Origin of the sequence: Arenicella xantha, assembly GCF_003315245.1 — a bacterium.
GTDB classification, from domain to species: Bacteria; Pseudomonadota; Gammaproteobacteria; order Arenicellales; family Arenicellaceae; genus Arenicella; species Arenicella xantha.
On record NZ_QNRT01000007.1, the window covers coordinates 14,865 to 38,248 of the forward strand.

Annotated in this window: 23 protein-coding genes; 12 read left to right on the plus strand and 11 right to left on the minus strand. The window is 48.4% G+C overall.

Annotated features, from left to right (window positions below; genetic code table 11):
• Nucleotides 1-12: 12 nt before the first annotated feature.
• The 7 genes from fabF to DFR28_RS17445 form a co-directional block, all read right to left on the minus strand.
• Nucleotides 13-1,254, minus strand: coding sequence for a beta-ketoacyl-ACP synthase II (gene fabF / locus DFR28_RS17415; RefSeq protein WP_113955676.1), 1,242 nt, complete (start codon nucleotides 1,252-1,254; stop codon nucleotides 13-15).
• A gap of 290 nt (nucleotides 1,255-1,544) precedes the next feature.
• Nucleotides 1,545-1,778, minus strand: a complete 234-nt coding sequence (gene acpP, locus DFR28_RS17420; protein ID WP_113955677.1) for an acyl carrier protein — start codon at nucleotides 1,776-1,778, stop codon at nucleotides 1,545-1,547.
• A 227-nt stretch (nucleotides 1,779-2,005) separates the two neighbouring features.
• Nucleotides 2,006-2,752, minus strand: a complete 747-nt coding sequence (fabG, locus tag DFR28_RS17425; RefSeq protein ID WP_113955678.1) for a 3-oxoacyl-ACP reductase FabG — start codon at nucleotides 2,750-2,752, stop codon at nucleotides 2,006-2,008.
• A gap of 43 nt (nucleotides 2,753-2,795) precedes the next feature.
• Entirely contained in the window at nucleotides 2,796-3,722 is a 927-nt protein-coding gene (gene fabD, locus DFR28_RS17430; RefSeq protein ID WP_113955679.1) for an ACP S-malonyltransferase, read from the minus strand.
• A 37-nt stretch (nucleotides 3,723-3,759) separates the two neighbouring features.
• Nucleotides 3,760-4,806: a phosphate acyltransferase PlsX gene (plsX, locus tag DFR28_RS17435; RefSeq protein ID WP_113955680.1), complete on the minus strand. Its 1,047-nt coding sequence runs from the start codon at nucleotides 4,804-4,806 to the stop codon at nucleotides 3,760-3,762.
• 354 nt (nucleotides 4,807-5,160) lie between these two features.
• On the minus strand, nucleotides 5,161-5,343 hold the full coding sequence (gene rpmF, locus DFR28_RS17440; RefSeq protein ID WP_113955681.1) for a 50S ribosomal protein L32: 183 nt from the start codon (nucleotides 5,341-5,343) through the stop codon (nucleotides 5,161-5,163).
• A 200-nt stretch (nucleotides 5,344-5,543) separates the two neighbouring features.
• On the minus strand, nucleotides 5,544-6,131 hold the full coding sequence (locus DFR28_RS17445) for an acyl carrier protein phosphodiesterase (RefSeq protein WP_113955682.1): 588 nt from the start codon (nucleotides 6,129-6,131) through the stop codon (nucleotides 5,544-5,546).
• 41 nt (nucleotides 6,132-6,172) lie between these two features.
• On the opposite strand from DFR28_RS17445, the gene DFR28_RS17450 reads away from it, so the two are divergent.
• The 4 genes from DFR28_RS17450 (at nucleotide 6,173) to DFR28_RS17465 (ending at nucleotide 9,280) form a co-directional block, all read left to right on the plus strand.
• The gene (locus DFR28_RS17450) at nucleotides 6,173-6,631 is read left to right on the plus strand and encodes a hypothetical protein (RefSeq protein WP_113955683.1); all 459 of its coding nucleotides are present in this window, start codon (nucleotides 6,173-6,175) and stop codon (nucleotides 6,629-6,631) included.
• A gap of 261 nt (nucleotides 6,632-6,892) precedes the next feature.
• A complete protein-coding gene (gene trhO / locus DFR28_RS17455) occupies nucleotides 6,893-7,930 on the plus strand; it encodes an oxygen-dependent tRNA uridine(34) hydroxylase TrhO (protein ID WP_113955684.1) in 1,038 nt (345 codons plus the stop codon).
• 73 nt (nucleotides 7,931-8,003) lie between these two features.
• The gene (locus tag DFR28_RS17460) at nucleotides 8,004-8,537 is read left to right on the plus strand and encodes a hypothetical protein (RefSeq protein ID WP_147251052.1); all 534 of its coding nucleotides are present in this window, start codon (nucleotides 8,004-8,006) and stop codon (nucleotides 8,535-8,537) included.
• 98 nt (nucleotides 8,538-8,635) lie between these two features.
• Nucleotides 8,636-9,280: a hypothetical protein gene (locus DFR28_RS17465; RefSeq protein ID WP_113955686.1), complete on the plus strand. Its 645-nt coding sequence runs from the start codon at nucleotides 8,636-8,638 to the stop codon at nucleotides 9,278-9,280.
• 280 nt (nucleotides 9,281-9,560) lie between these two features.
• Here DFR28_RS17465 and DFR28_RS17470 read toward each other — a convergent pair whose 3' ends face one another.
• Together DFR28_RS17470 and DFR28_RS17475 are read right to left on the minus strand one after the other, a co-directional pair.
• The gene (locus tag DFR28_RS17470) at nucleotides 9,561-10,265 is read right to left on the minus strand and encodes a GNAT family N-acetyltransferase (RefSeq protein ID WP_113955687.1); all 705 of its coding nucleotides are present in this window, start codon (nucleotides 10,263-10,265) and stop codon (nucleotides 9,561-9,563) included.
• Nucleotides 10,258-12,153 carry a beta-ketoacyl synthase gene (locus DFR28_RS17475; protein ID WP_113955688.1) on the minus strand — a complete coding sequence of 632 codons (1,896 nt, stop codon included), beginning with the start codon at nucleotides 12,151-12,153 and terminating at the stop codon, nucleotides 10,258-10,260. The genes DFR28_RS17470 and DFR28_RS17475 overlap by 8 nt, the downstream gene beginning before the upstream one ends.
• Nucleotides 12,154-12,324: 171 nt before the next feature.
• Here DFR28_RS17475 and DFR28_RS17480 point away from each other — a divergent pair, with 171 nt between their 5' ends.
• Nucleotides 12,325-13,314, plus strand: coding sequence for a GlxA family transcriptional regulator (locus DFR28_RS17480; RefSeq protein ID WP_113955689.1), 990 nt, complete (start codon nucleotides 12,325-12,327; stop codon nucleotides 13,312-13,314).
• Nucleotides 13,315-13,328: 14 nt separating this feature from the next.
• Here the strand turns inward: DFR28_RS17480 and DFR28_RS17485 are convergent, their stop codons facing one another.
• On the minus strand, nucleotides 13,329-13,724 hold the full coding sequence (locus DFR28_RS17485) for a VOC family protein (RefSeq protein ID WP_113955690.1): 396 nt from the start codon (nucleotides 13,722-13,724) through the stop codon (nucleotides 13,329-13,331).
• Nucleotides 13,725-13,917: 193 nt separating this feature from the next.
• The gene (gene htpX, locus DFR28_RS17490) at nucleotides 13,918-14,748 is read right to left on the minus strand and encodes a protease HtpX (RefSeq protein ID WP_425455485.1); all 831 of its coding nucleotides are present in this window, start codon (nucleotides 14,746-14,748) and stop codon (nucleotides 13,918-13,920) included.
• Nucleotides 14,749-14,867: 119 nt separating this feature from the next.
• Between htpX and DFR28_RS17495 the strand changes: the two genes are divergently transcribed.
• The 7 genes from DFR28_RS17495 to mfd all read left to right on the plus strand — a co-directional run bounded on the left by DFR28_RS17495 (nucleotide 14,868) and on the right by mfd (nucleotide 23,381).
• Complete coding sequence (locus DFR28_RS17495) at nucleotides 14,868-15,320, plus strand: tellurite resistance TerB family protein (protein ID WP_170132165.1); 453 nt, start codon at nucleotides 14,868-14,870, stop codon at nucleotides 15,318-15,320.
• A gap of 122 nt (nucleotides 15,321-15,442) precedes the next feature.
• Nucleotides 15,443-15,886 carry a tellurite resistance TerB family protein gene (locus tag DFR28_RS17500; protein WP_113955693.1) on the plus strand — a complete coding sequence of 148 codons (444 nt, stop codon included), beginning with the start codon at nucleotides 15,443-15,445 and terminating at the stop codon, nucleotides 15,884-15,886.
• A 46-nt stretch (nucleotides 15,887-15,932) separates the two neighbouring features.
• Nucleotides 15,933-17,063, plus strand: a complete 1,131-nt coding sequence (locus tag DFR28_RS17505) for a TRAP transporter substrate-binding protein (protein WP_113955694.1) — start codon at nucleotides 15,933-15,935, stop codon at nucleotides 17,061-17,063.
• 24 nt (nucleotides 17,064-17,087) lie between these two features.
• The gene (locus DFR28_RS17510; protein WP_113955695.1) at nucleotides 17,088-17,669 is read left to right on the plus strand and encodes a TRAP transporter small permease subunit; all 582 of its coding nucleotides are present in this window, start codon (nucleotides 17,088-17,090) and stop codon (nucleotides 17,667-17,669) included.
• Entirely contained in the window at nucleotides 17,666-18,988 is a 1,323-nt protein-coding gene (locus DFR28_RS17515) for a TRAP transporter large permease (protein WP_113955696.1), read from the plus strand. The genes DFR28_RS17510 and DFR28_RS17515 overlap by 4 nt, the downstream gene beginning before the upstream one ends.
• A gap of 1 nt (nucleotide 18,989) precedes the next feature.
• Nucleotides 18,990-19,865, plus strand: a complete 876-nt coding sequence (locus DFR28_RS17520) for an alpha/beta hydrolase family protein (protein ID WP_113955697.1) — start codon at nucleotides 18,990-18,992, stop codon at nucleotides 19,863-19,865.
• A 57-nt stretch (nucleotides 19,866-19,922) separates the two neighbouring features.
• Complete coding sequence (gene mfd / locus DFR28_RS17525; RefSeq protein WP_113955698.1) at nucleotides 19,923-23,381, plus strand: transcription-repair coupling factor; 3,459 nt, start codon at nucleotides 19,923-19,925, stop codon at nucleotides 23,379-23,381.
• The last annotated feature ends 3 nt before the right edge of the window (nucleotides 23,382-23,384 follow it).

The following is a 23,384-nucleotide window of genomic DNA, read 5'->3' on the forward strand; positions in this document are numbered from 1 at the left end:
GAGTCGGTAAATCTAGTTAAAACGCTTCATTGCCAGCGTGCCGTTAGTACCACCAAAGCCAAACGAGTTGCTCAATGCGTACTCAATTGCCATTTCTCGAGCGGTATTCGGCACATAATCCAGATCACAATCAGGGGATGGATTATGCAAATTAATAGTCGGTGGCGCGATTTGCGAATACAACGCCATGGCTGTATAGACCGCTTCAACACCACCAGCTGCACCGAGTAAATGCCCGACCATCGACTTAGTTGAACTGATCGCAATATTCTTAGCATGCTCGCCAAACGCCGTTTTAGTTGCGTTGGTCTCAGCCGCATCGCCCAATGGAGTCGACGTGCCATGTGCGTTAAGGTGTTGAACATCGGAGGCGTTGATTCCAGCGTTTCGCATAGCATTTACCATGCAACGAGCCGCACCTTCACCACCAGGGCTTGGAGACGTCATGTGATACGCATCACCGCTCATTCCAAAACCCGCCAACTCAGCATAAATCCGAGCGCCACGTGCTTTGGCATGCTCATATTCCTCAAGCACCAATACTCCGGCACCTTCGCCCATGATAAAGCCATCTCGAGCTTCGTCCCATGGGCATGAGGCTAAGGCTGGATCCACATCGCGTGATGACAATGCACGAGCATTACCAAAACCGGCAATCGCGGTTTGAGTAATCGCGGCTTCGGCACCACCGGCAATCATAACGTCGGCGTCACCGTATTCAATTAGGCGCCCGGCATCACCAATCGCATGCGTTGCGGTGGTGCATGCGGTTACCATCGACAAGTTCGGGCCCTTTAAACCCAACTGAATCGATAGATTGCCAGAAATCATATTAATAATAGCGCTCGGCACAAAGAATGGCGATACGCGTCGCACGCCACGATTAGCTAAGGTTAACGTGGCATTTTCAATTGACTCAATACCACCGATGCCAGAACCGACATGCACACCAATACGCTCAGCGTTCTCTTCGGTCACTTCCAAGCCACTGTCTTTAAAAGCATCCAAACTGGCGGCCATTCCAAACTGAATGAAGCGGTCCATTTTCTTTGCGTCCTTGGGCGGCATATACGCAGTGGGATCAAATCCATCGACTTGCCCAGCAATTTGGCACGGATACCCTTCTGGATCGAAACGATTTATGCGACCGATGCCGCTGACACCTTTGGTTATATTGCTCCAATTTTCGTCCAATGTGAGGCCGACCGGAGAAATAATCCCCATTCCAGTGATGACAACGCGTCTTTTGCTCATAGTTATAATTCTGGTGTTGTTCTGATTTACGTGATTATAAAAGATTATACGATTGGCCAAACGATAATATCGCTCAAATATAGTGCTGATCCACGCCTTACGCGGCAATATACCCACGCAAACCGCGCTTAACGCACATTCCGACTGGCAAGGTCGGCATACCGCGCCTAGCTTAAACTCAATCAAAAAAGCCGCCTCGGATAGCTCCAGGGCGGCTTTTTTAGCTAGTTGTCTTGCGATACCAAATTGGCATATTCGCTAAACCCTAGCCAAGCTAATCAAACTAACAATTAACTAGCTTTGTTAACGTAGTCGATTGCTTGCTGAACAGTAGTGATGTTTTCAGCTTCTTCATCAGGAATTTCTGTTTCAAACTCTTCTTCCAAAGCCATAACCAACTCAACAGTGTCGAGAGAGTCAGCACCTAAGTCATCGACGAATGATGCACTGTTAACAACTTGGTCTTCGTTTACGCCAAGTTGTTCAATGACGATTTTTTTTACGCGTTCTTCAATACTGCTCATGAGTGTACCTCTAATTAAGGGGGAGCTAAATTACCGTCGGTCCTAACTTGCCGGACCTCAGGTGTGATAAATACGGCGGCCCACCGAATTTGGTAAGGACCGTCAGTGGTTGATCAATGCGGCGCATTATATAAAAAAGCGACCACTTTGCAAAATAATTACCGATTGTCGTTCAAATAAACTTAAGGCATGTAACTAATAATGAATTAGACCACACCTTAGCCTTACTATGTCATGTACATGCCACCATTTACGTGGAGTGTCGAACCGGTAATATAAGCACTTTCATCCGACGCTAAGAACACCACAGTCGAGGCAATGTCTTCCGGCTCGCCCAATCGTTGAGCTGGAATCGTTGCCGTCATTTTGGCGACTTGATCTTCATTCAATGCTTTAGTCATATCGGTATTAATAAAACCAGGAGCAACAGCATTCACGGTAATGCCTCGTGAGGCAATTTCTTGCGCTAGCGACTTACTAAAACCGATCACGCCAGCTTTGGCGGCCGCATAATTAGCTTGTCCGGCATTACCCGACACGCCAACCACAGAGGTAATATTAATAATACGACCCGAGCGTGCCTTCATCATGCCTCGTAATACCCCTTTTGACAAACGGTACACGGATTTGAGGTTGGTGCTCATAATGTCGTCCCACTCCTCCTCCTTCATGCGCATCATTAGATTGTCACGCGTAATGCCAGCATTGTTTACCAACACTGTAATGGCACCATACTGGTCGCTAATGTGCTTAAGAACGGCTTCAACTGATTCGAGCTCAGTAACGTTTAATACTACTCCCTCGCCTTTGATGCCAGCCGACTTCAAAGCCTCCGAGATGGCATCCGCACCATTCTGTGATGTTGCCGTGCCGATAACGGTGGCACCTTGAGCGCCTAACTGGGCTGCAATTGATTTTCCAATGCCACGGGTTGCGCCCGTAACGAGACATACTTTATTGCTTAGGTCGAACATGACTTAGCCTCTTGGTAATAGATAAAATTATTGACGGAATGAATTAGCTAATTAACGCGCCAAAGGCATCAGGCTTCTCAATGCAAGCGGTATCAGCTTCTTTAACAATTCGCTTGACCATACCACCTAATACTCGGCCTGGACCACTCTCGATAAACAACCCTACTCCCTGTCGGTGCATGGTTTGAACTGACTCAACCCAGCGTACTGGAGAATCAAGCTGTGCCACTAAGTTTTGCTTAATTTCATCTGTCGAACTGGCGATGCTGACGTTGCAGTTATGTAACACCGGAATGCTCGGCATTACCACCGTAATATCCGCCAGGCGCTGCGCTAAGCGATCAGAAGCCGGACTCATTAAACTACTATGAGCCGGAATCGACACTGGCAACGGTAGAGCGCGCTTAGCACCGGCCTCTTTCATTGCCTGAGCTGACTTCTCAATTCCCGCAGCGGTTCCAGCGATAACCACCTGACCTGGCGCATTAAAATTGACCGCTTGAACCAGATCACCAGCGGCGGTAAGTGCTTCACAGACTGCCTTTACTTGATCATCGTCTAAGCCAATGATTGCCGCCATACCGCCTTCACCGGCTGGCACAGCATCTTGCATATAACGCCCGCGATCGCGCACTAAGGCAACGCCATCTGCGAACGAGATAGCGCCAGCGCTGACTAACGCGGTGTATTCGCCCAAGCTATGGCCAGCCATGATATGTGGCGTTGCGCCGCCTAGTGCTTGCCATACTCGCCAAGCTGCGACGCCTGCTGTCAATAATGCTGGCTGAGTATTTTCGGTTTGTGAAAGCGCATCAAGCGGACCCTCTTGCGTCATAGCCCAAAGATCAACACCCAATACATCAGATGCTTCAACAAATAGGTCTTTGACCAAAGGATGAGCCTCAGCCAGCGCACTCATCATGCCAATAGACTGTGATCCCTGACCAGGAAAAATTAAAGAAATTTTCATGCTAATTTACTTTACTTTGTTTATGCAGGTTGTTGTTTTAACTGGTAAATACTTTTCCAATTTCCGTACTGATATGACCAATCACATCGCGACTTGCTTGCTGACGTGCTTCTTGAATAGCAAATTCGAAGCCAACCACGTCAGTGCCGCCATGGCTCTTTACCACAATGCCGTTTAAGCCGATTAGCGATGCACCATTATGGCTACGAGGGTCTAAACGAGATTGCACTGATTTAAACACCGGCAGTGCCACAGCACCAGCCAGTTTTGAGTACAGCGAACTCTTAAATTCTTCTTTAAGGACGCTCAAAATCATTTTAGCCGTCCCTTCGCTCGCCTTTAACGCGACATTGCCTTCAAACCCATCACAAACTATGACGTCGACTTTGCTAAATAGAATTTCATCAGCCTCGACGTACCCGACATAGTTAAGGGAACTAGCACTCAGCAGCTGCGAGGCACGTTTAACTTTCTCACTGCCTTTAATCTCTTCGGCACCAACATTGAGCAATGCCACGCGGGGAGACTCCTTTTTATCGACATAATGCGTCAATACCGACCCCATTACGGCGAACTGCACCAACATCTCAGGAGTGGAATCGACATTGGCCCCAAGATCCAACATATGCACCGTTTTACTGGGGTCCAAGCATGGTAGCGTCGAAATAATAGCTGGTCGATCAATGCCTTTGATGGTTTTCAACACAAACCTAGCGGTCGCCATTAAGGCACCGGTATTTCCGGCACTTACTGCCGCTTGCGCCGACCCTTCTTTAACTAGGTTGATTGCAACTCGCATCGACGAATCTTTTTTACGCTTCAAGGCTAATGCCGGCGACTCATCCATCGCCACCACTTCACTGGCAGCATGAATCGACAACCGACCAGCATTCATCAATGCCGCGCCACCCTTAGCCTGCACGATCGGTTCGATCATGTCGACCAAACCCACCAATACAATTCGATGGCTTGAATTATGTGGCTTAGTTAAAAAGGCAATTGCCGCAGGCACCGTTACTTCTGGGCCGAAATCGCCGCCCATCGCATCGACTGCTACGGTTACTACTGGAGTTTTTGAAGACATCGAAATCTATTATTCCTATTATTTTCGATTAAAACGAAGAGGTCACGAAACTGAGCGTAAACACACAGTTTAACAGCAACAATATGGCGCGACACAAAAGGCTTACAAGGATTGCTTATGATAGTACGCATTGGGCGTCTTGTACCAGCAACAGATTAGGAATTTAACATAGTGATGCCGCCATTGGCCGACCAGCGCTAATGCCTTGGCATCATGATAGTCACACTGCCCCAACCTAATTAAAGGCAAACGCCTTGAAAGCGATAATTCGCAGCAAACTGCCAAACTTCATCGAACCATGAAGCAAAAAAGGCCTCAAAAAGAGGCCTTTTAATGAACTGCTACGTAAAGTTGCTAGTTAGCAGTCTTAACGTTGACTACTTTTTTACCTTTGTAGAAACCAGTTTCAGTAACATGGTGACGACGATGCAACTCTCCAGTCATTGAATCGGTAGAAAGTGTCGGCTCAGACATAGCGTCGTGTGAACGGCGCATGCCTTTACGTGAATTTGATTTTTTACTCTTTTGTACAGCCATGGTTTGCCTCGCTGATTTAATGCTTAATCGATTGATCCACCGCGCGAAGATTCGGGCAGCCAATCGGTATGTTCTCAATTCGGGCGAATCATATAGAGTGTGTCGCTGTGTGTCAAAGCAATATGGGGCTTTTTTGGGTCTTTTTTGAACACATCCGCATCTACTGGATTATCACCAAAAGGCTTAATAATTAAGTGCTTCTACGCCTCAATATCCGCTTTAGAGACTTCCGACTGCAGATAACTAAATAATGCCAAAAATGCCTGTTCCATCGCATCATAATTCGCCTCAACTTCGATGATGCCACCAGCCATATTATTGCTAAATCGAATACGTTCACTCACGCGATCAATACTCAAAGCAATACCATCCAGTGATTCGTAATGCTTAAGCCAATCGTGTTGACACATATTGGCCACCACTCCAGCCATTCGAGGCGGCATGATATCAATATTTTCGGTTAAACCGGCATAACACTGCCGTCGAAACGCATCAAACTCAACGTGAGCGAACTGCGACCAATGCTTGATTAAGAAATAGTCAAACGCGATATCAGTAATCACACCAGCATAACGCCGCCGTAACGGCGAGAATAAGGTACGCAAATGTTGCACCGCGGCAAACTGATCAGTCTTCTTGTCAACCAAACGGTGATTTTGGATACCCAGTAGCACCGCTGGCGGAAGCTCGGCAAGCAGTGCTGACGAAGGCTTAAAGTCACCCATAAGGTTACCGGTAAACGAATGCGCGGTGCGTTTCGAAAAAAACAGATGGCTCAAGTAGTTCATCGCCGTTAGTATAATCGGTTTAACACCACACGGTAGCGACTATGCAATCCTTATTTCGTACGTGCTTCATTCTGGCAACGCTAATCACTATATTAAGTGCATGTGGGGGATCGAACCCTGATGATCCAGAAACTCAAGTTAAAGCCGTGCTCGCTTCAGTCGAGGAAGCCGCCGAGAGGCGTTCACTATCCGGCGTAATGGATCATATAAGCGACGATTACTTAGATCATACTGGCCAAGACAAAAAGAGCATCGCCCGCCTCGTCCAGCTGCAAATTTTACGCAATCAGAAAATAAATGCATTCTCGCTTATCCGCTCAATTGAGATCACGGAAAACCTAGCCAGCGTAGAACTATCCGTCTCCATGTCCGCACGTGAAGATGATCTATCCAACGAATCAAATCGCCTGCGTGCAGACGGCTACCGATTCTCAATTTTATTAGCGCTTGAGGGCAATGACTGGAAGATTCGCAGCGTCAGCTGGAAACAAGGCTGGTAGCAGACAAACGCGACGTCTCACCGCCTGTCGGCCACCAACATTAACAGCCCAATGTCGCACATTAGTAAGACATCAGAACGTCATTTATTTGTACAAACCTAGGATTCGAACGCTATCTTAAAAATAATCACCACATTCGATGGCAATTGTCACACATTGACGGCGTATGCGTGTTGAACAAAAACACTATCTATTAGATACTTAAGGCCATGTTTTACAGGCCATCTGCTCCAGATTTACGTTCTGGTTCGCAATTTCCAAATGATTAGTTCAGCACACCAACACACCACTCAAAATAATCCCGAGCGACTTCCGATAACAGTCTGCGCGCTGTATAAATTCGTACGCCTTGACGACTTTGAAACCCTGAAGCCGGCGTACTTAGATAAGTTAAATCAACTAGCGGTACGCGGCACCTTATTACTGGCTGTCGAAGGCATTAATGGCACTATTGCCGGCAGCGATGATGCCATTCAAGCATTTATTGCATGGATGCAGCAAGACGCTCGCCTAGCTGAATTTGATTACAAACTTTCATATCATGAGGAGCCTCCATTTCACCGCACCAAGGTGAAGTTGAAAAAAGAAATCGTCACGATGGGTATCGACGGCATTGACCCGAACAAGGTGGTGGGAACGTACGTTGAGCCGCAACAATGGAACGCGCTAATCGATGACCCTGACGTCATCGTCATCGACACTCGCAATGAATACGAGTACGGCATCGGCACTTTCGAGAATGCGCAAAATCCCCACACCGAATCTTTTCGCGAGTTTCCAGACTATGTCGCCAATAACTTGGACCCGAAAAAGCATTCGAAGGTAGCTATGTTTTGCACCGGCGGCATCCGCTGCGAGAAAGCCTCGGCGTTCATGAAAGAGCAAGGTTTTGACGAGGTTTATCACCTTAAAGGTGGCATCCTAAAGTACTTAGAAGAAGTGCCGCCAACCACCAGCAAATGGCAAGGCGAGTGTTTTGTATTTGACGAACGTGTGGCGGTCAACCACGCGCTGGAAAAAGGCCAGTATGACCAGTGTCACGCTTGTCGATACCCAATTACAGAGGCAGACAAACAGTCTGACCACTACCTTCCCGGCGTTAGCTGCCCGCGTTGCTATAGCGCGCTAACGGAAGAACAAAAACATCGCTTCAGTGAGCGCGAGAAGCAAGTGCAACTTGCCAAGCAACGTGGTGAAGCGCATATCGGTAGTGACAGCCGAGTTGCCGCAGAACATCATCGCAAAGCCAAACAAACTGAAAAAGAACAACAACGCAGACGTTCTGCATCAATCAAATAAAATGGAGTCTTACTTGCAATTTCCAGGATCAAACCGGGTTTTTAAACAATCCAACCGACATAGCAACATTGCGATGAGCATGACCGCAGTGTTAGCACTTGTTGCCAGCAACGGCGCTAATGCAGCAGTTGACTCAATGTCTCTCGAATCATTTATTGAAGCAGATGCACCCTATTGGGAAGTATCGGTTGTGTGCGAAAATGTTGACACTCCTAAGTTAATGCGCAAACCAATAGCCGGAAATCAATGGTGCTCGGTCGAATCACCAAGCATGTGCGATGAAAATAAGTACTCAATTTCGCGTCAAATGTGTGATGATTCCTCTGCGAGCGCGGTAGCGGATGAAGCGGAGAATAGTTCTGCGGCGGCAGCACCTAAAGCCACGGAGCAAGTGTCGAGCGAACCTGCACCTGCACCGGTAGCTGCTGACACAACGGCCCCAGTCGAACAATCACCAAAAGAGAGTGTTTCGACTGAACCGCCAACGCGTGCCGAATTAATGCGCGAACAATTGCAAATTGAAGAGCAACGCATACTCATCGAACAAAAGCGTTTGGAACTCCAAGGGCTCGAGCTAGAGTTAAAGAAACAAAACATGGGCACTTAGCCAGAAACCAACGCAATCCACTCGCATGAATACGCTTAAAAGTTGCTTCAGTAAAAACAAGCGTTGTGTGTAATATTTTTCAAGTCTAGGGGTAGACAATGATTCAAATGAACATAAAACAATCCAAGCAAGCGTCGGGTCGACCGACTATCACCAAACAATCTGCTGCACTCTCATTGATGATTTTAGCGGCACTCGGCCTATCGCCGGTGAGCCATGCCAAAGTCAAAAGTCAGACAGCTGACGAATTTGCACAATACGGACCAGAAGATGCTTACTGGGTATTCACCGTGACCTGCGCTGACGACAGCGAGCGAAAAGTGCAGCGCAAAACCGATGGCGAACAGTGGTGCGCCAAAGATGTCGACGGATTCTGCGACACAGACCGCGTTATCGCCGCCGAGAAGTCGTGTAGCGAAGAGTATTTAGCGGCTGCAGGCCAAGCAAGCACTAAAGCCAAGCCCGCAGCACCAAAACCATCCGCCGACCAACAACGTGCTGCGGCTGAAAAAGAGCGTGAAGCCAAACGTCGCCAACAGCAAGAGCGTGAACGGGCAGCACAAGCTGCAAAAGAAAAAGCCGATGCTGAAGCCAAACGCGAACAAGAAGCAAAGGATCAGATTTCAATTCAAGAAGAACTATTGAAGATCGAACAAGAGAAACTGAACCTCCGACGCCAAGAGCTAGAATTACAGCAACGCGCTGTTGAAATTGAAGAATTACTGGAAAAGTCTGAGGAATAAACCACCTCAAAACGCCAGCCATAGCGATTCAAATTAAAGTCTTAGTAATATATATACTGAACTCTAAAATTGAATCGCTTAGCGCCAATGAGCCGCTCGCTCTTGGCGCTTTTTTTGTATATTTTTTTGCATAAAATAGTCATCGCCTAAAAGCTCAAATCAATACTTAAGCCCACTCCCTTAGGCTTACTGACTTACCACGAACACAGAGCCACCATCCCCGCTTTTAGCGATACTTTTACCTGCTCGCTTGAACCTTGTGCCTAATTAATAGCGAATTTTAGGTTGATGTCCGATAGTGATTCAAGCGCGCAATTAACCGTTGTTTGGACTCTGGCCACTCAGTATCCAACATGGAGAAGCAGTGTGTATGCCGAATCGAGCCATCGGGCATAATTTTGTTGTTGCGAAGAACTCCTTCGAATTTTGCACCGAGCCGCTGTATTGCTGCTTGTGAGCGCTTATTGTCATGATGCGTATGCCATTGCACACTGATACATTTCAGTCGTTCGAAGGCATGCTCCAACAATAATAGTTTACATTCGGTATTCACCGCTGTGCGTTGCGCTGACTGGGCATACCAGGTGTAACCAATCGACAGATTACGATCGTGCGGGCTTATGAAATAGTAGCGAGTTGAGCCAACTATTTTTCCATCGCTTAGTCGCCGCACCGCGAATGGTAGCTCTGCGCCCTGCTCGCGCAGCGCTATAGCAGCCGAAACCATGTTGGCCATACCAGCGGCATCAGGCACCGCCGTATAGGGCAGTTTCCACAACTCACCGTCTGTCGCTGCCAGAATTAGGGCATCAACGTGAGCTGCAGCTAGCGGCTCCAGCGCCACATGCTGGCCGGTCAAAGATAATGAGTGTGACAAACCGTTAGGCAACGGAGTTGACGACTCATCATTCACGACGGTTGAGGACTCTTCATTCACCACGGTTGAGGACTCACCGTTCACTACAGTTAAGGACTCTTCAACCATCGGTCATATCGGCATACGGGTTGGCAAATTCGAGCGGAATAGCATTAGCGAAACGTTCAATAGATAACGCTGCCTCGGTCACACTAATTTCATGCTCTTCAATAATGCCAGAGCCGAAATTATAGATGATCTGCAAATCACCTTGCAGCGCCTTGTCGTCATATTCCTTTGCCACCGCCCTAACCGCCTCGCGCTTGTCACAATATGCTTGGAATTTTTGATCACCATAACGGTGTGTCAACATCGACTCTACGACTGACGGAGACAGCACAATCGCTGTTGCATTATTGCCGCCAAAACCCTTCGAATTGAGAAAAGCGACGTCCATCTTTGCTGCCTTGTCTGTTAATACGATGTCTAAACGATCGTCAAAAACGTCATCGGCCACTTTCTCGGTAGTTTTGATACCAGGAATAATACCATCAGCAAACACACCGAGAGTATTGGCCAGCTGGTCGCCACTCGCAGGTCCCAATGGGTGCCCAACAAACGCTTTAACCGCCGTGACCGGCCACTTCTCAATATCGAACCCCTTTGCTACTTTATCGAAGATCATCGATTCAGTGATACGATTTTGTGGCGTACTTGAACCATGAGCCTGAATAAACGAGCGCTCTTTCACAGCCTCTTTACCGACAATGGCTTGAGCTGCTGCAACCGCCTTCGACACCGTGATGTAGTTACCGGCGCCGGGCGAAGAAATGGACTTCTTAAAGCCGTCTGCATTGACAAATACATTTGGTACAGCGCCGTAGATATCCGCTCCGAGCTCTAATGCGAGCTCGTCGTCCATCAAAACAAAGTACTGAGTAGACTCGCCCATGGTAAAGCCAGCATTTTCGCCAAACGGTCGTGATGCACGTCGGTGATCCGCTGTCTCAGTACCATCAAGCTTAGCCAAACGATCGTCGGTGCCTAAGGCGCTCATTGCGGCGAAACCTTCCATCACTTCTGGAGTCACTGGCGCTTCGCTTGAACCGCAGATCACTAATCTATGACGTCCAGCGACAATATCATCAACCCCAAGACGCAGATTATACAAAAAGGTGGCACATGCTCCGGTGGCCGCGCCGGTGGTACCAACACTGCCGCACATATAAGCATTCACGAAATCAGCTGGCATCGAATTAAGCCCGAGAGCCATTTGCTTCGATGTAGCTCGGCCGCCGTGTGATCGCGCTTGCATATAGCCACCAATGCCGTAGTCATCAGTCTGCCCTAGCCCACTCGCCGCAAATACCGCCACTTGATCAGGCGAGATATGCTGCATAATCGTGTCCCACGGAATACCCACGGAATTCATCGCATCTGACGCGCCAAGCACCGTTAATTGCAAGCCGCGCGGATGAAAACGAGACTCATACTGATCCGCGGGTAAAAATCCAGTCGGCAAGATACCAGCAGACTGCACATCCATTGGGCGAACCGTGTTCATTCTCACCGAAATAGAACCGTCGATGGTGACCTTAACCGTACGCTCATCTAATGCTTCAACTTGCCAATTTGCTGGCAGCGGTTGCGGTAAATCCCGACGGCGCACCACGAATTGTGATGTTTCGTCACTATTGAGGTCGAACTCAGTCGATGCCAACACTTTGTCTGGATCGAACATGCTGGCATGGATCCTGCGAATCAGGGTATTGCTTTCAATCGTAGATTGATAAGTGTCAGCCACCTGGACAGGTGTCATAACCTCTCCGTCGTCGCTGATATATTGACCATCTTCGAACCTAACCAAGCGCATTAGACAGGCCAAACTTAATAACGTGCTGACGCGTTTTTCGTCTGACAAACTATGCAGAATGGTGCGGCGGTATGCGTGATGAAACGAACTACGGCCGGCGGCATTGTAACCACCAAAGCCAACAATAACGGGGAGACGGGTCATGGGGACTCCTATTTCGAGTGTAGGACTAAATATTGTCGTTGAGCCCCAATTGTTTGGGCTAAAACGGAATTATATGTCCATTTCATTTGGTTTAATATGGCGATTAAGCCATATTATAGGGCGTTTAAGCCAACAATAGCCAACAATAGCCAATTAAGGTCATATTAAGCCATGAAAGTCGCATTTCTAATTACGCCACATATGTTGGCGACCAGCCTAACCAACGCTTATGAGCTATTCTTTGCCGCCAATCAAACCGCGCTAACTCGTACTGGCAGTCAAAACACCAAAGTTAAATTAGTTAAAGTGGCGGCTGACAATGCGCGCATTGAATTACCTTCAGGCCTAAGCTTACAACCAGACGTTAGGCTCGATCAGACCGCATTTGATATGGTTTACATTCCAGCATTATGGCGCAATCCACGCCCTATTGTTCGTAATAACCCGGCCATAGTCGAATGGGTCCGCTGGCAGTATGAACATGGAGCTATTCTCAATGCGACCGGCACTGGCGTATGCTTTATTGCTGAGACCGGTTTACTAAACGACAAACCAGCGACCACTCATTGGCACCATTTAGAGCAATTCGCTACCGACTACCCGTTGGTTGAACTCAAGCGTCAACATTTCATCACCTCAGCCGGACGTATTTTTTGCGCTGCCAGCATCAACGCACAAACCGACTTAACGCTACATCACGTGCATCGCTACTACAGCAAAGAAATCTCTGATCACCTTTCTCAGCATTTCTCCCACGAAGTTCGTCAGCCCTTCGACCGCCTTAACTTTACCCAAAAGGAGAATTCAAACCACCCTGATGAAGTGGTACTGCAGGCACAACTATGGATGCAGAACCATATTAATAAGGCGGCTATTTCGATCCATCGAGTGGCTGAGTTGTTCGGTATGAGTCAACGAAACTTCACGCGCCGATTTCGCATTGCCACGAATATGACTCCGCTCCAATATTTGCAACGGCAACGCTTCAATGTGGCGCGCGAACTATTGCAAAGCAGCAATCTCAGCATCGCCGAAATCGCCTATCGCGTGGGCTACCTCGACGTAAGCTACTTCACCAAATTATTTAAACAATTCTCGTCAATAACGCCGAAGGAATACCGTAAAACGGTACGCGCAAAACTATTTAGTAGCCACGATTAGCAAACAGCGCCAACTCAGTCCGCCGGCTGAATTAGATCCCACTGGTTACCAACAAAATCCTCAAACACTGCCACTGTGCCATATTCGGTGGTTTTGGGTTCACGCACAAATTCTATCCCGCGTGATTGGTAGAGTTGATAATCGCGCCAAAAGTCATCGGTATACAAAAATAAAAAGACCCTGCCGCCAGTTTGGTTTCCAATCGCTTCTAATTGCGCCGACTTGGTAGCACGCGCCAATAGCAAAGCTGACCCGTCGCAACCCGTCGGCTTCACTACAACCCAGCGCTTATTTTCGCTTTCAATTTGGGTATCCTCGACTAGCTCAAAACCGAGTTTATCCACGAAAAAATCAATCGCTGGATCATAATCCGGAACGACGAAACTTACTAAGCCTATGTGTTGCTTCATACTAATTGGAGTCCATCTATTGCTTGGTTATTGGTATAGGGAGTAACTGTTATAAGCAGCGCCTTTCAACATACTAGGTGCCGAACTCAATCACCGGCATAAGCCAATTCCGCGCTCACAACGACAAAGCGCCACGGGGTTAACCGTGACGCTTTCCGTTACATTAAAACTGTATTACTTGAGCAATACTGAATTAGCGATTTTTCAGCGCAGCAATCCGCTCTTCTAGTGGAGGATGCGTCGAGAACAAGCTTTTGACACTGCTGTTGATGCCAAACGCCGCTAATTGATCAGGAAGGTGACCAGCTTGTCCTTGCTTGAGCTTTTCCAGCGCTGCAATCATCTTGTGCGCGCCAGCGTACTCTGCGCCACCAGCATCGGCTCGGTACTCTCGTCGACGACTGAAGAATGCAACAACAATACTCGCAAGAAAACCAAACACGACTTGGCCAGCCATAAATCCAACAAAGTAGCCAATGCCACGTCCATCACGATCAATCGCTAATGCCAACGCGCGCGCCAATAGCAGTACAAAGGTATTGACCACACCTTGTATTAAGGCCAGCGTCACCATGTCGCCGTTCGCCACATGAGCGATCTCATGACCCATAACAGCTTCCGCTTCATCGCGTGTCATGTTGTGCAGCAAACCGGTACTGACGGCAACCAAAGCATTATTTTTATTGGCCCCAGTAGCAAACGCGTTCATGTCCGGCGTTTCGAAAATTCCGACTTCAGGCATGCCGATGCCAGCCTGCTCGGCTTGGCGTGCAACGGTGGTTAACAACCATTGCTCAGTTTCATTCCTAGGCGATTCGATGACATACACACCAGCCGCTCGCTTAGCCATTGATTTAGACATCAATAACGACACGATTGAGCCGCCGAAGCCAGCTACCAACGCAATAATAAGAAACCGGCCATCGCTGGTCTGATATTCTGCGGGCAAGAATTGAATGATAATACCGGCCACAATCATGATGGCGGCATTGGTCGCGATAAAATAAAAAATACGTCTCACAATTTCGTTCCTATGGGCTAAACATTGCCTATAATATGAGTACTGAAGACCCGTGTTTCAAGTTAAAAGTGTGACATTTGTGTCATGCTTTAAAGATAAGTGGGAACAAACAGGAAGAAGGCGTGCTTAAATCAATAAAGAAGCTGATTAAAAAGTCAGACAAAAAACCCGAAGGTGGGGAACTGGAGCTGAAACTGGCTGCAGCAACACTGATGTTTGAAGTCATTCGTTCGGATGGCCGTGTCGATAAAGTCGAATTAATCTACATGGGAGAAATTCTACGCCGCGAGTTCAAACTAAATGAAGAGGAACTTGAGGAACTTTTCAAACAAGCCAAAGATACCGCTCACGAAGCCACCAGTCTTCAAGGCTTCACTCGCGAAATTTGCGATCAATGGGGCAGCACTAAGCGCATGAAATTGCTCGAATATTTATGGATGTTGGCGCTGGCTGATGACCAAATAGACCCGCATGAACGACACCTAGTTAGGAAAGTCGCTGGATTGCTTTACCTTAACGAGAAGCAGATTGTGCAAAGTCGCGAACGCGCCAAACAACAATTAGGTATGCAATAAACCTTAACGCTAGCCGCTAGTCTAATTGTGGTATGTCACTCAACAATCTGGCGAGATACACTAACTAATGCTCTAATTAGCGCCAATCTTAATGACACTCAACCCCGCCCTGCGAGCCGGCCATGACATTCTCTGATCATTCGAAACCTACAGATACTGTTAAAAACCTAGACATTCAAACCGCTGCGGCGGCACTAATGATAAAGGTAATGGAAGCCGATGGTGTGGTCGACAAGCTCGAGCTGGCGAATGTTATCGAGATACTACGCAACCAGTTTTTGATGACCAGCGACGAGATCATACCGTTGCTGGACCGTGCTAGTGCCGCCAGCAACCAGGAAAAATCACTCGAAACCCTAGCTGGAAAACTGTGTCGAGACTGGGGTCCCAAAGAACGCAGCCAATTGTTGGACGACTTCTGGCTGATCGCCATATCAGATAATGATATCGACTTTGGTGAGCGCGCGGTGATCGACAGTATCGCGCGAGGCCTCGGACTTGGAGCCAACGATATTCAAGCTGCACGCACCAAGGCTGAGCAAAAACTAGAATTAAATACCCCCTAGCCCTACAATACGGGTCGATTCCGTTGACTTTCGAGACAAGGCACCTATGACTCATTCATATAATTTCAAGGCACAAGCGGTTGTTACGTTACGAGCATGTTTAACCTTAGCCGCGGTTTATTTCCTGACGGCTTGCACCGCTTCAGACTCAAACCCTGAAGCCGCCACAACCCAAACCAAACAAGAGAAAATCACTCTGAGTTTGGCTCACGGATGGCCCAAAGGCTTTCCGGTTTTTGGCGAGTCGGTGGAACGTTACAAGGAGCTAGTAGAAGAACTCTCCGATGGACGCATAATCATCAACGTTGATAGTGCCAATCGACATAAATCTGCCTTCGGTATCTTTGATTTTGTTAAAAGTGGTCAATACGACATTGGCCAGTCAGCATCGTACTACTATGGCGGAAAGGATCCCGATGCATTGTTCTTCTCCTCCATGCCATTCGACATGACCGAGCAAGAACAAACAGCATGGTTTTATGAAGGCGGCGGACTCGAACTTGCCAATGAGGTGTACGCCAAACACAATATTGAAGTCATGCTGGGAGGCAATACCGGCATGCAGATGGGCGGCTGGTTTCGCAAAGAAATAAACAGCGTCGATGACCTGAAAGGACTGAAGATGCGCATCCCAGGGTTCGGCGGTAAAGTCATCGCTGGCGTTGGCGCTGTGCCGACTAACATTCCGGCTGGCGAACTTTATCAAGCACTCGAACGTGGCACTATCGATGCTCTTGAATGGGTCGGACCGGGGCTAGATTTACGCATGGGATTTCACAAGGTTGCGCCATACTATTACACCGGCTGGCATGAACCGGGTACCGAATTATTGTATTTTTTCAATCGCGACAGCATGAACAAACTGCCTAACTGGGCACAGTCAATCTTGCGCAATGCCGCTAAGCTAACGGCGTACAATATGACCACATCGAGCTTTGCCGCAAACGCCGATAACTGGGCAACTATTTCAAGTCAATTTCCTGATGTAAAGGTAAAACAGTTCCCTCCTGAAGTGGTTCAAGCCTTAAAAGCCTCAAACCAAGCGTTGTTAGATGCTGAAGTCCAACGTAGTCCAGTGGCTGAAAAAATATTGGCATCGCGTGCCGCATACCTTAAGAAAGCTCGCGCTTGGACCGAAGTTGGAGAGCAAGCCTACCTCGAATCCATGGCCAACTAATCTAATTAGGGCGAACCCTCGATTATGCTTCGAACGATTATCGACACCATCAATCGCCTGATGCGCGGGCTAGGTGCGATTGCGGCCAGCTTGCTGATTGCGCTGGTGTTTATGCTCGCGTTCAATGTGATTATGCGCTATGCCTTCGATGCCTCATCAATCGGACTCGAGGAATTATCTTGGCATTTTTACGCTGCGGTGTTTTTGCTCGGCATTCCCTACGCGCTGCAATCCGAATCACACGTCCGCGTCGACCTTGTTTTTGATCGACTATCGCCTCGAAAACAGGCGATTATCGATTTAGTTGGAACCTTGATTTTTCTGATACCTACTTGCTTAATTATCATTTGGGCTGGATGGAACTTTACCGCCGCCGCTTATCAGCTTGGTGGCAACCCAGATAACCTGAGCGATTTCTTCACACAGTTGGTAAGCACTGGAATCGGCGAAAAGTCGCAAGACCCAGGTGGATTACTGAATCGCTGGATTATTAAAGGCGTTATCCCATTGGCATTCGCAGGATTATTGCTAGCCGCTATCGCGTTCTTATTAGAACGGGTTGAACGATTACGCCACACCACCAAGCCAGACCGAGGTGCCCAATGATTGGCGTATCGATCTTTGTGGTGGCATTGTTGGTACTGCTATTTGGCTACCCGGTGGCATTTACCTTTGCCGGTATCGGCATTGCTTTTGTCGTTCTGTTCGCCGACCCGAATCAGTTGGCGCAGATACCGTACCGAATCTATTCCAATATGGGCGATAACGGTGAGGGACTAGTATTAATGGCCGTCCCGTTGTTTATCTTCATGGGTATTATTTTGCAACGCACCAAGTTGGCGGAGCAATTACTCGAGTCCATGGGGCAATTATTCGGCTCGGTTCGTGGTGGATTGGCTATCTCAACGGTATTGGTCGGCGCACTATTGGCGGCTTCTACCGGCGTCGTTGGTGCCAGCGTTGTTGCAATGGGGCTTATCTCGCTACCGGTGATGCTACGTCATGGTTATCAAACCGAAATCGCTTCCGGCACAATTTTGGCCTCCGGCACATTAGGCCAGATTATCCCACCGTCGATCGTGCTGATCATACTTGCCGACGTATTGAGCGTACCGGTCGGTGACTTATTTAGAGCCGCCTTAGCACCAGGGCTAGTGCTCATCGGCTGTTATATCGGCTATGTGCTTATCTATAGTTGGCTCAACCCGCAAGCGGCACCAGCAATTAGAGAACAAGGTTCTAGCCAACCTCGCGGCAAGATAATCATCTCGGCGCTGATTGCGGTGATTCCGCCGTTGGCACTTATCTTAATCGTACTGGGGTCGATCTTTAACGCCGTCGCAACGCCAACTGAATCATCCGCATTGGGATGTGTTGGGGCTATTATGCTGGCAATTCTATACCGCAAATTTTCGTTTAGAATGTTATGGGAAAGTGCCCACGAAACGGTCAAAATCACCGCGATGGTTTTCGCTGTTTTACTCGGTGCATCGATTTTTTCGATGGGATTCTCCTACACCGGCGGCGAGCATCAAGTTGAGCAACTATTGTTGGCGATTCCTGGCGAGAAATGGGGCTTTCTGATTGCCATCATGTTACTAATTACGCTACTCGGCTTCTTTCTCGACTACATTGAGATTTCTTACATCGTATTGCCACTGGTGTATGCAGTGGTGGTCGAGTTAGGCATAAACCAAGTTTGGTTTGCGATCTTAGTGGCAATGAATTTACAGACTTCGTTTCTGACGCCGCCATTTGGCTTCGCATTGTTCTACCTAAAAGGTGTCGCTCCACCAGAAGTTAAAACGACTCAGATTTATCGTGGCGCGGTGCCATTTATTATTATTCAGTTGATCGTCCTAATCACCATGCTAGTGTTCCCAGAATGGTATGGCATGAGCTCTGAGCAACCGAGTTTATGGTGAGATGCCAGCCCCCGCAGCGCGCCACCTAGAGACCATTCCCTTCACGGCAGATGACGGCGTAAGCAATGCGCTATGCCTCGTCAAGGCTCATCCAACTGCCAAGCACACCGTGTTGATGATGCCTGCAATGGGGGTTCCTGCGCACAAATACGAACCCTTAATGCAGGCATTAGCGCAATTGGGCGTAACCGCTGGAGTCTTTGATTTAAGAGGTCACGGTGCTAGCTCTATTCGCCCTTCTCGCAAGGTGGATTTTTCCTATAGCGAGCTAGTTGAACACGACCTGCCTGCGGCAATTAACACCATACGCCACCACACCAACAACCGCCCAATCACCTTATTGGGACACAGCTTAGGCGGCCAAGTGTCTATGCTTTCGTTAGCCAATTCAAACATAGATATCAATGGCATAGCTCTGGTTGCCTCATGTTCAGTCTACTATCGCGGATGGCCTTGGCCGGAGAGTTGGTCAATCTTGTTGTTTAGCCAAGTTTGCAATCTGACCGCCCAACTATGCGGTTATTTCCCAGGTCACCGCTTTCGATTTGGCGGCAATGAAGCGCGTGGTGTCATGCGTGATTGGGCCCACAATGCACGCACTGGAACGTATCGCTTAGCCCACAGCAAGGTCGATTACGAAGCGCGCTTAAAGCAGATTAATATCCCAGTTCTCGCCATTAACTTTACCGATGATAAGTTAGCCCCAGCTAGTGCCACACAAAAACTACTGGAAAAATTGGATCAAAAATCGCCTCAGCATTGCGTAATACTAGATGGTTCGATGCTAGGTACTAAGCGTGCCGACCACTTCGCATTTCTCCGTCATCCAAACAAGGTTGCTGAAACGGTTGTGAATTGGCTCAATCCTCACGGATAATCTGATCGGTAAATGCTAGAATCAGCCCTGTTTTTTTAACCAGTCACAGGTTCCGTTGTGCAATCCCCACGTAATCCCCAACTCCCCGATAAAGCCGGTGATGTACTGCACTGGCGCAAATTGCATGGCTCTGCCGCCAGCTTAGCCGTTGCCTCGCTAGCACAACAAGCTGGCCCGCTGGTGTATGTGTGCTCTCAAGCTCAGCATATGACAGCTGTTGCATCAGAGCTGCGTTTCTTCTTAGGGGCTGACACGCCGGTTTACTCATTTCCAGACTGGGAGTGCTTGCCGTACGATCGCGTATCACCACATCCGGATATTATTTCTCAGCGACTTTTGGCTCTGCATCGGTTACCAAGCCTAAAACAAGGTGTGCTGGTAATTCCCATCACAGCATTGATGCAGCGTCTGGCACCAAAGAGCTATATCGACGCACACACCTTTCAACTGGCCGAGGGCGATGATCTAGACACCGAAGCGTTCCGACAACGGTTAGTTGAGGCCGGTTATTACAGTGTCGATCAAGTCATGGCGCCTGGTGAATTTGCAATTCGCGGCGGTATCGTTGATGTCTATCCATCGGGCGAAAAATCACCGTTTAGACTCGACCTATTCGACACCACGATTGAGTCAATCAGGTTGTTCGATACTGAGTCACAACGGTCAACCGATGCGCTCAGCAAAATTGAACTGCTGCCAGCACGAGAGTTTCCGCTTGATGAGCACAGCGTCGCGCACTTCAGGCAAGCCTTTCGTGCCACGGTGGATGGCGATCCTAAACAATCAATGATTTATCGTGAAGTGAGCAAAGGTTTAGCGCCGACTGGTGCTGAATTTTACCTGCCTCTGTTTTTTGAACACACCAACACACTGTTTGATTTTCTCCCCACCAACACTGGCTTTGTACTTGAAGAAGGCGCAATGGAGAATGCTGAGTCGTTAACTCAAGAGATTACCGACCGTTACAACAATGCCAAACTAAATTCAGAGTGGCCTCCCCTCGCCCCTGAATTATTGTTTTTGACGCCAGAAAATATTTTTGCCGGACTTAAGTCATACCCTCGTGCACAGCTGCTCAACCTTAACCTCAAAGCCGCCAAGCATATTGTCGATTTCGACACCTTGCCGCCGAAAAGCTTCACTATTAATCCGCGCGGCGAAGACCCATATGCCGATTTCATTCACTATATCCGCGACCAACAGCACCGCACTTTATTGGTCGCTGAATCAGCTGGCCGACGCGAAAGTTTAATCGGACTACTGAAAGAACACGACCTACGCTGTCGCACGGTTAAGAGCTGGCAAGAGTTTATCGATGCTGATGACGACATCAGTCTGACCGTGTCACCAATCGACCGCGGCTTGCGCCTCGCCGATGGTAACGTAGAAATAATCACCGAATCCCAATTGTATGGCGAACGCACGTTTCAACGACGCAAGCGCTCTGACAAAAACCGCGACCCGGATGCCATCATTAAGTCCTTAGCGGAATTAAACATCGGCGACCCGGTGGTACACGAAGATCATGGTGTCGGTCGTTATCGTGGTCTCGAGACCCTAACTCTAGATGGTGACGACAATGAATTCGCCACCATCGAGTATCAAGGTGGCGATAAAATCTACATTCCGGTGTTATCACTGGACTTAGTATCACGCTACGTTGGTGGTGGCCCAGAGACTGCACCATTGCACAAAATGGGCAGCGACACATGGGTCAAACTACGCACTAAAGCAAAAGAGAAAGCCTATGATGTGGCTGCCGAATTACTGGAAATTCAGGCGCTACGGTTGGCACGCGTTGGCCACGCATTCCCAGCTATTGATCACAGCTACGATGCATTCTCCGCCGGCTTTGGATTTGAAGAGACGCCTGACCAAGAACAAGTAATAAGTGATGTCATTAGTGACATGACCACCGCCAAGCCCATGGACCGCTTGGTCTGTGGTGATGTGGGCTTCGGCAAAACCGAGATTGCACTGCGCGCAGCCTATATGGCAATCGCTGGTAGCAAGCAAGTTGTGATCTTAGTGCCCACCACACTACTCGCGCAGCAACACTACAATAATTTTGCTGATCGATTTGCTGATTGGCCAGTTAACGTAGAACTGTTCTCGCGCTTTCGTTCAGCCAAAGAAACCGCTGCAGGTCTAAAGGGCATCAAAGACGGCACCGTAGACATTGCAGTAGGTACTCATAAACTTATTCAAAAAGGCATTGAGTTCAAAGACTTAGGACTAATGATAATCGACGAGGAGCACCGCTTCGGTGTGCGTCAAAAAGAACAACTAAAAAAATTGCGTAGCCAGGTCGATATCTTAACGCTAACGGCTACACCGATCCCCAGAACACTCAACTTCGCCCTCAGTGGACTACGCGACATCTCGGTGATCGCAACCCCGCCACGAGCTCGACTTTCGGTGAAAACTTTTGTGCGAGAATGGGATGACGCGTTACTAAAAGAAGCGTTGATCCGCGAAATTCGACGTGGTGGCCAAGTCTACTTCTTACATAATGAAGTACAAACTATCGAGAAGATGCAAGCTCGCATATTAGATTTGGTGCCCGAAGCTCAGATTAAAATCGGCCACGGTCAGATGCCTGAACGCGAACTGGAAAGCGTTATGCGAGACTTCTACCATCAGCGATTCAATGTATTGCTGTGTACCACTATTGTCGAAAGCGGAATCGACGTGCCCACCGCAAACACTATTATCATCAATCGGGCCGACCGCTTTGGCTTAGCCCAATTGCACCAACTGCGTGGGCGTGTCGGGCGATCACATCATCAAGCCTATGCCTACATGATTTCACCGCCGCTCAATACCATGACCGACGATGCCCGCAAACGCCTCACAGCGATTGAGTCACTCGATACACTCGGCGCCGGTTTTGCACTAGCATCGCAAGACTTAGAGATTCGCGGTGCTGGCGAACTGCTAGGTGAATCACAAAGCGGTATGATCGACCAAATTGGCTACAGCATGTATAGCGCGTTCTTAGAGCAAGCCATCGCCAGCATCCAGCGTAAACGCAAGCTCAAAAACGGCGAGTCGGTTGAACACTATTCAGTACAAGAGAAAGTAGAGATTAACCTGCACATCCCTGCGCGCTTTCCTGATGCCTATTTGCCGGATGTTCACATGCGCTTAACGATGTATAAACGTATTGCCAGTGCCGCAACCCAAGAGCAACTCGAAGAGCTGCAAGTCGAAACCATTGACCGCTTTGGCCTGCTGCCAGATTCGGCTAAGAATTTGTTTGCCATTGCCGAATTAAAACTAGCGGCGGCTGCACACGACGTGAAGTCAGTGGAAGTCGGTCCCAGCGGCGGCGTTATAAGCTTCTTACCGGAGCCTCAGATAAATTTCGATAGTTTGATGCGCGCGATTGCCAGCAAACCATTGGAATACCGCTTTAGCGGCGCAGACACGATTCAAGTGACGCGCCAAATGCCAGACTCTGATCAACGTATCAAAATGGTCGAAGACATATTTGACATCGTGCGCAATGGCTAACGC

What these genes read in the sequence shown, in the direction of transcription:
- fabF (WP_113955676.1), bottom strand. Translation starts at nt 1,254, where the DNA reads ATGAGCAAAAGACGCGTTGTCATCACTGGAATGGGGATTATTTCTCCG.
- acpP (WP_113955677.1), bottom strand. Translation starts at nt 1,778, where the DNA reads ATGAGCAGTATTGAAGAACGCGTAAAAAAAATCGTCATTGAACAACTT.
- fabG (WP_113955678.1), bottom strand. Translation starts at nt 2,752, where the DNA reads ATGTTCGACCTAAGCAATAAAGTATGTCTCGTTACGGGCGCAACCCGT.
- fabD (WP_113955679.1), bottom strand. Translation starts at nt 3,722, where the DNA reads ATGAAAATTTCTTTAATTTTTCCTGGTCAGGGATCACAGTCTATTGGC.
- plsX (WP_113955680.1), bottom strand. Translation starts at nt 4,806, where the DNA reads ATGTCTTCAAAAACTCCAGTAGTAACCGTAGCAGTCGATGCGATGGGC.
- rpmF (WP_113955681.1), bottom strand. Translation starts at nt 5,343, where the DNA reads ATGGCTGTACAAAAGAGTAAAAAATCAAATTCACGTAAAGGCATGCGC.
- DFR28_RS17445 (WP_113955682.1), bottom strand. Translation starts at nt 6,131, where the DNA reads ATGAACTACTTGAGCCATCTGTTTTTTTCGAAACGCACCGCGCATTCG.
- DFR28_RS17450 (WP_113955683.1), top strand. Translation starts at nt 6,173, where the DNA reads ATGCAATCCTTATTTCGTACGTGCTTCATTCTGGCAACGCTAATCACT.
- trhO (WP_113955684.1), top strand. Translation starts at nt 6,893, where the DNA reads ATGATTAGTTCAGCACACCAACACACCACTCAAAATAATCCCGAGCGA.
- DFR28_RS17460 (WP_147251052.1), top strand. Translation starts at nt 8,004, where the DNA reads ATGAGCATGACCGCAGTGTTAGCACTTGTTGCCAGCAACGGCGCTAAT.
- DFR28_RS17465 (WP_113955686.1), top strand. Translation starts at nt 8,636, where the DNA reads ATGATTCAAATGAACATAAAACAATCCAAGCAAGCGTCGGGTCGACCG.
- DFR28_RS17470 (WP_113955687.1), bottom strand. Translation starts at nt 10,265, where the DNA reads ATGGTTGAAGAGTCCTTAACTGTAGTGAACGGTGAGTCCTCAACCGTG.
- DFR28_RS17475 (WP_113955688.1), bottom strand. Translation starts at nt 12,153, where the DNA reads ATGACCCGTCTCCCCGTTATTGTTGGCTTTGGTGGTTACAATGCCGCC.
- DFR28_RS17480 (WP_113955689.1), top strand. Translation starts at nt 12,325, where the DNA reads ATGAAAGTCGCATTTCTAATTACGCCACATATGTTGGCGACCAGCCTA.
- DFR28_RS17485 (WP_113955690.1), bottom strand. Translation starts at nt 13,724, where the DNA reads ATGAAGCAACACATAGGCTTAGTAAGTTTCGTCGTTCCGGATTATGAT.
- DFR28_RS17500 (WP_113955693.1), top strand. Translation starts at nt 15,443, where the DNA reads ATGACATTCTCTGATCATTCGAAACCTACAGATACTGTTAAAAACCTA.
- DFR28_RS17505 (WP_113955694.1), top strand. Translation starts at nt 15,933, where the DNA reads ATGACTCATTCATATAATTTCAAGGCACAAGCGGTTGTTACGTTACGA.
- DFR28_RS17510 (WP_113955695.1), top strand. Translation starts at nt 17,088, where the DNA reads ATGCTTCGAACGATTATCGACACCATCAATCGCCTGATGCGCGGGCTA.
- DFR28_RS17515 (WP_113955696.1), top strand. Translation starts at nt 17,666, where the DNA reads ATGATTGGCGTATCGATCTTTGTGGTGGCATTGTTGGTACTGCTATTT.
- DFR28_RS17520 (WP_113955697.1), top strand. Translation starts at nt 18,990, where the DNA reads ATGCCAGCCCCCGCAGCGCGCCACCTAGAGACCATTCCCTTCACGGCA.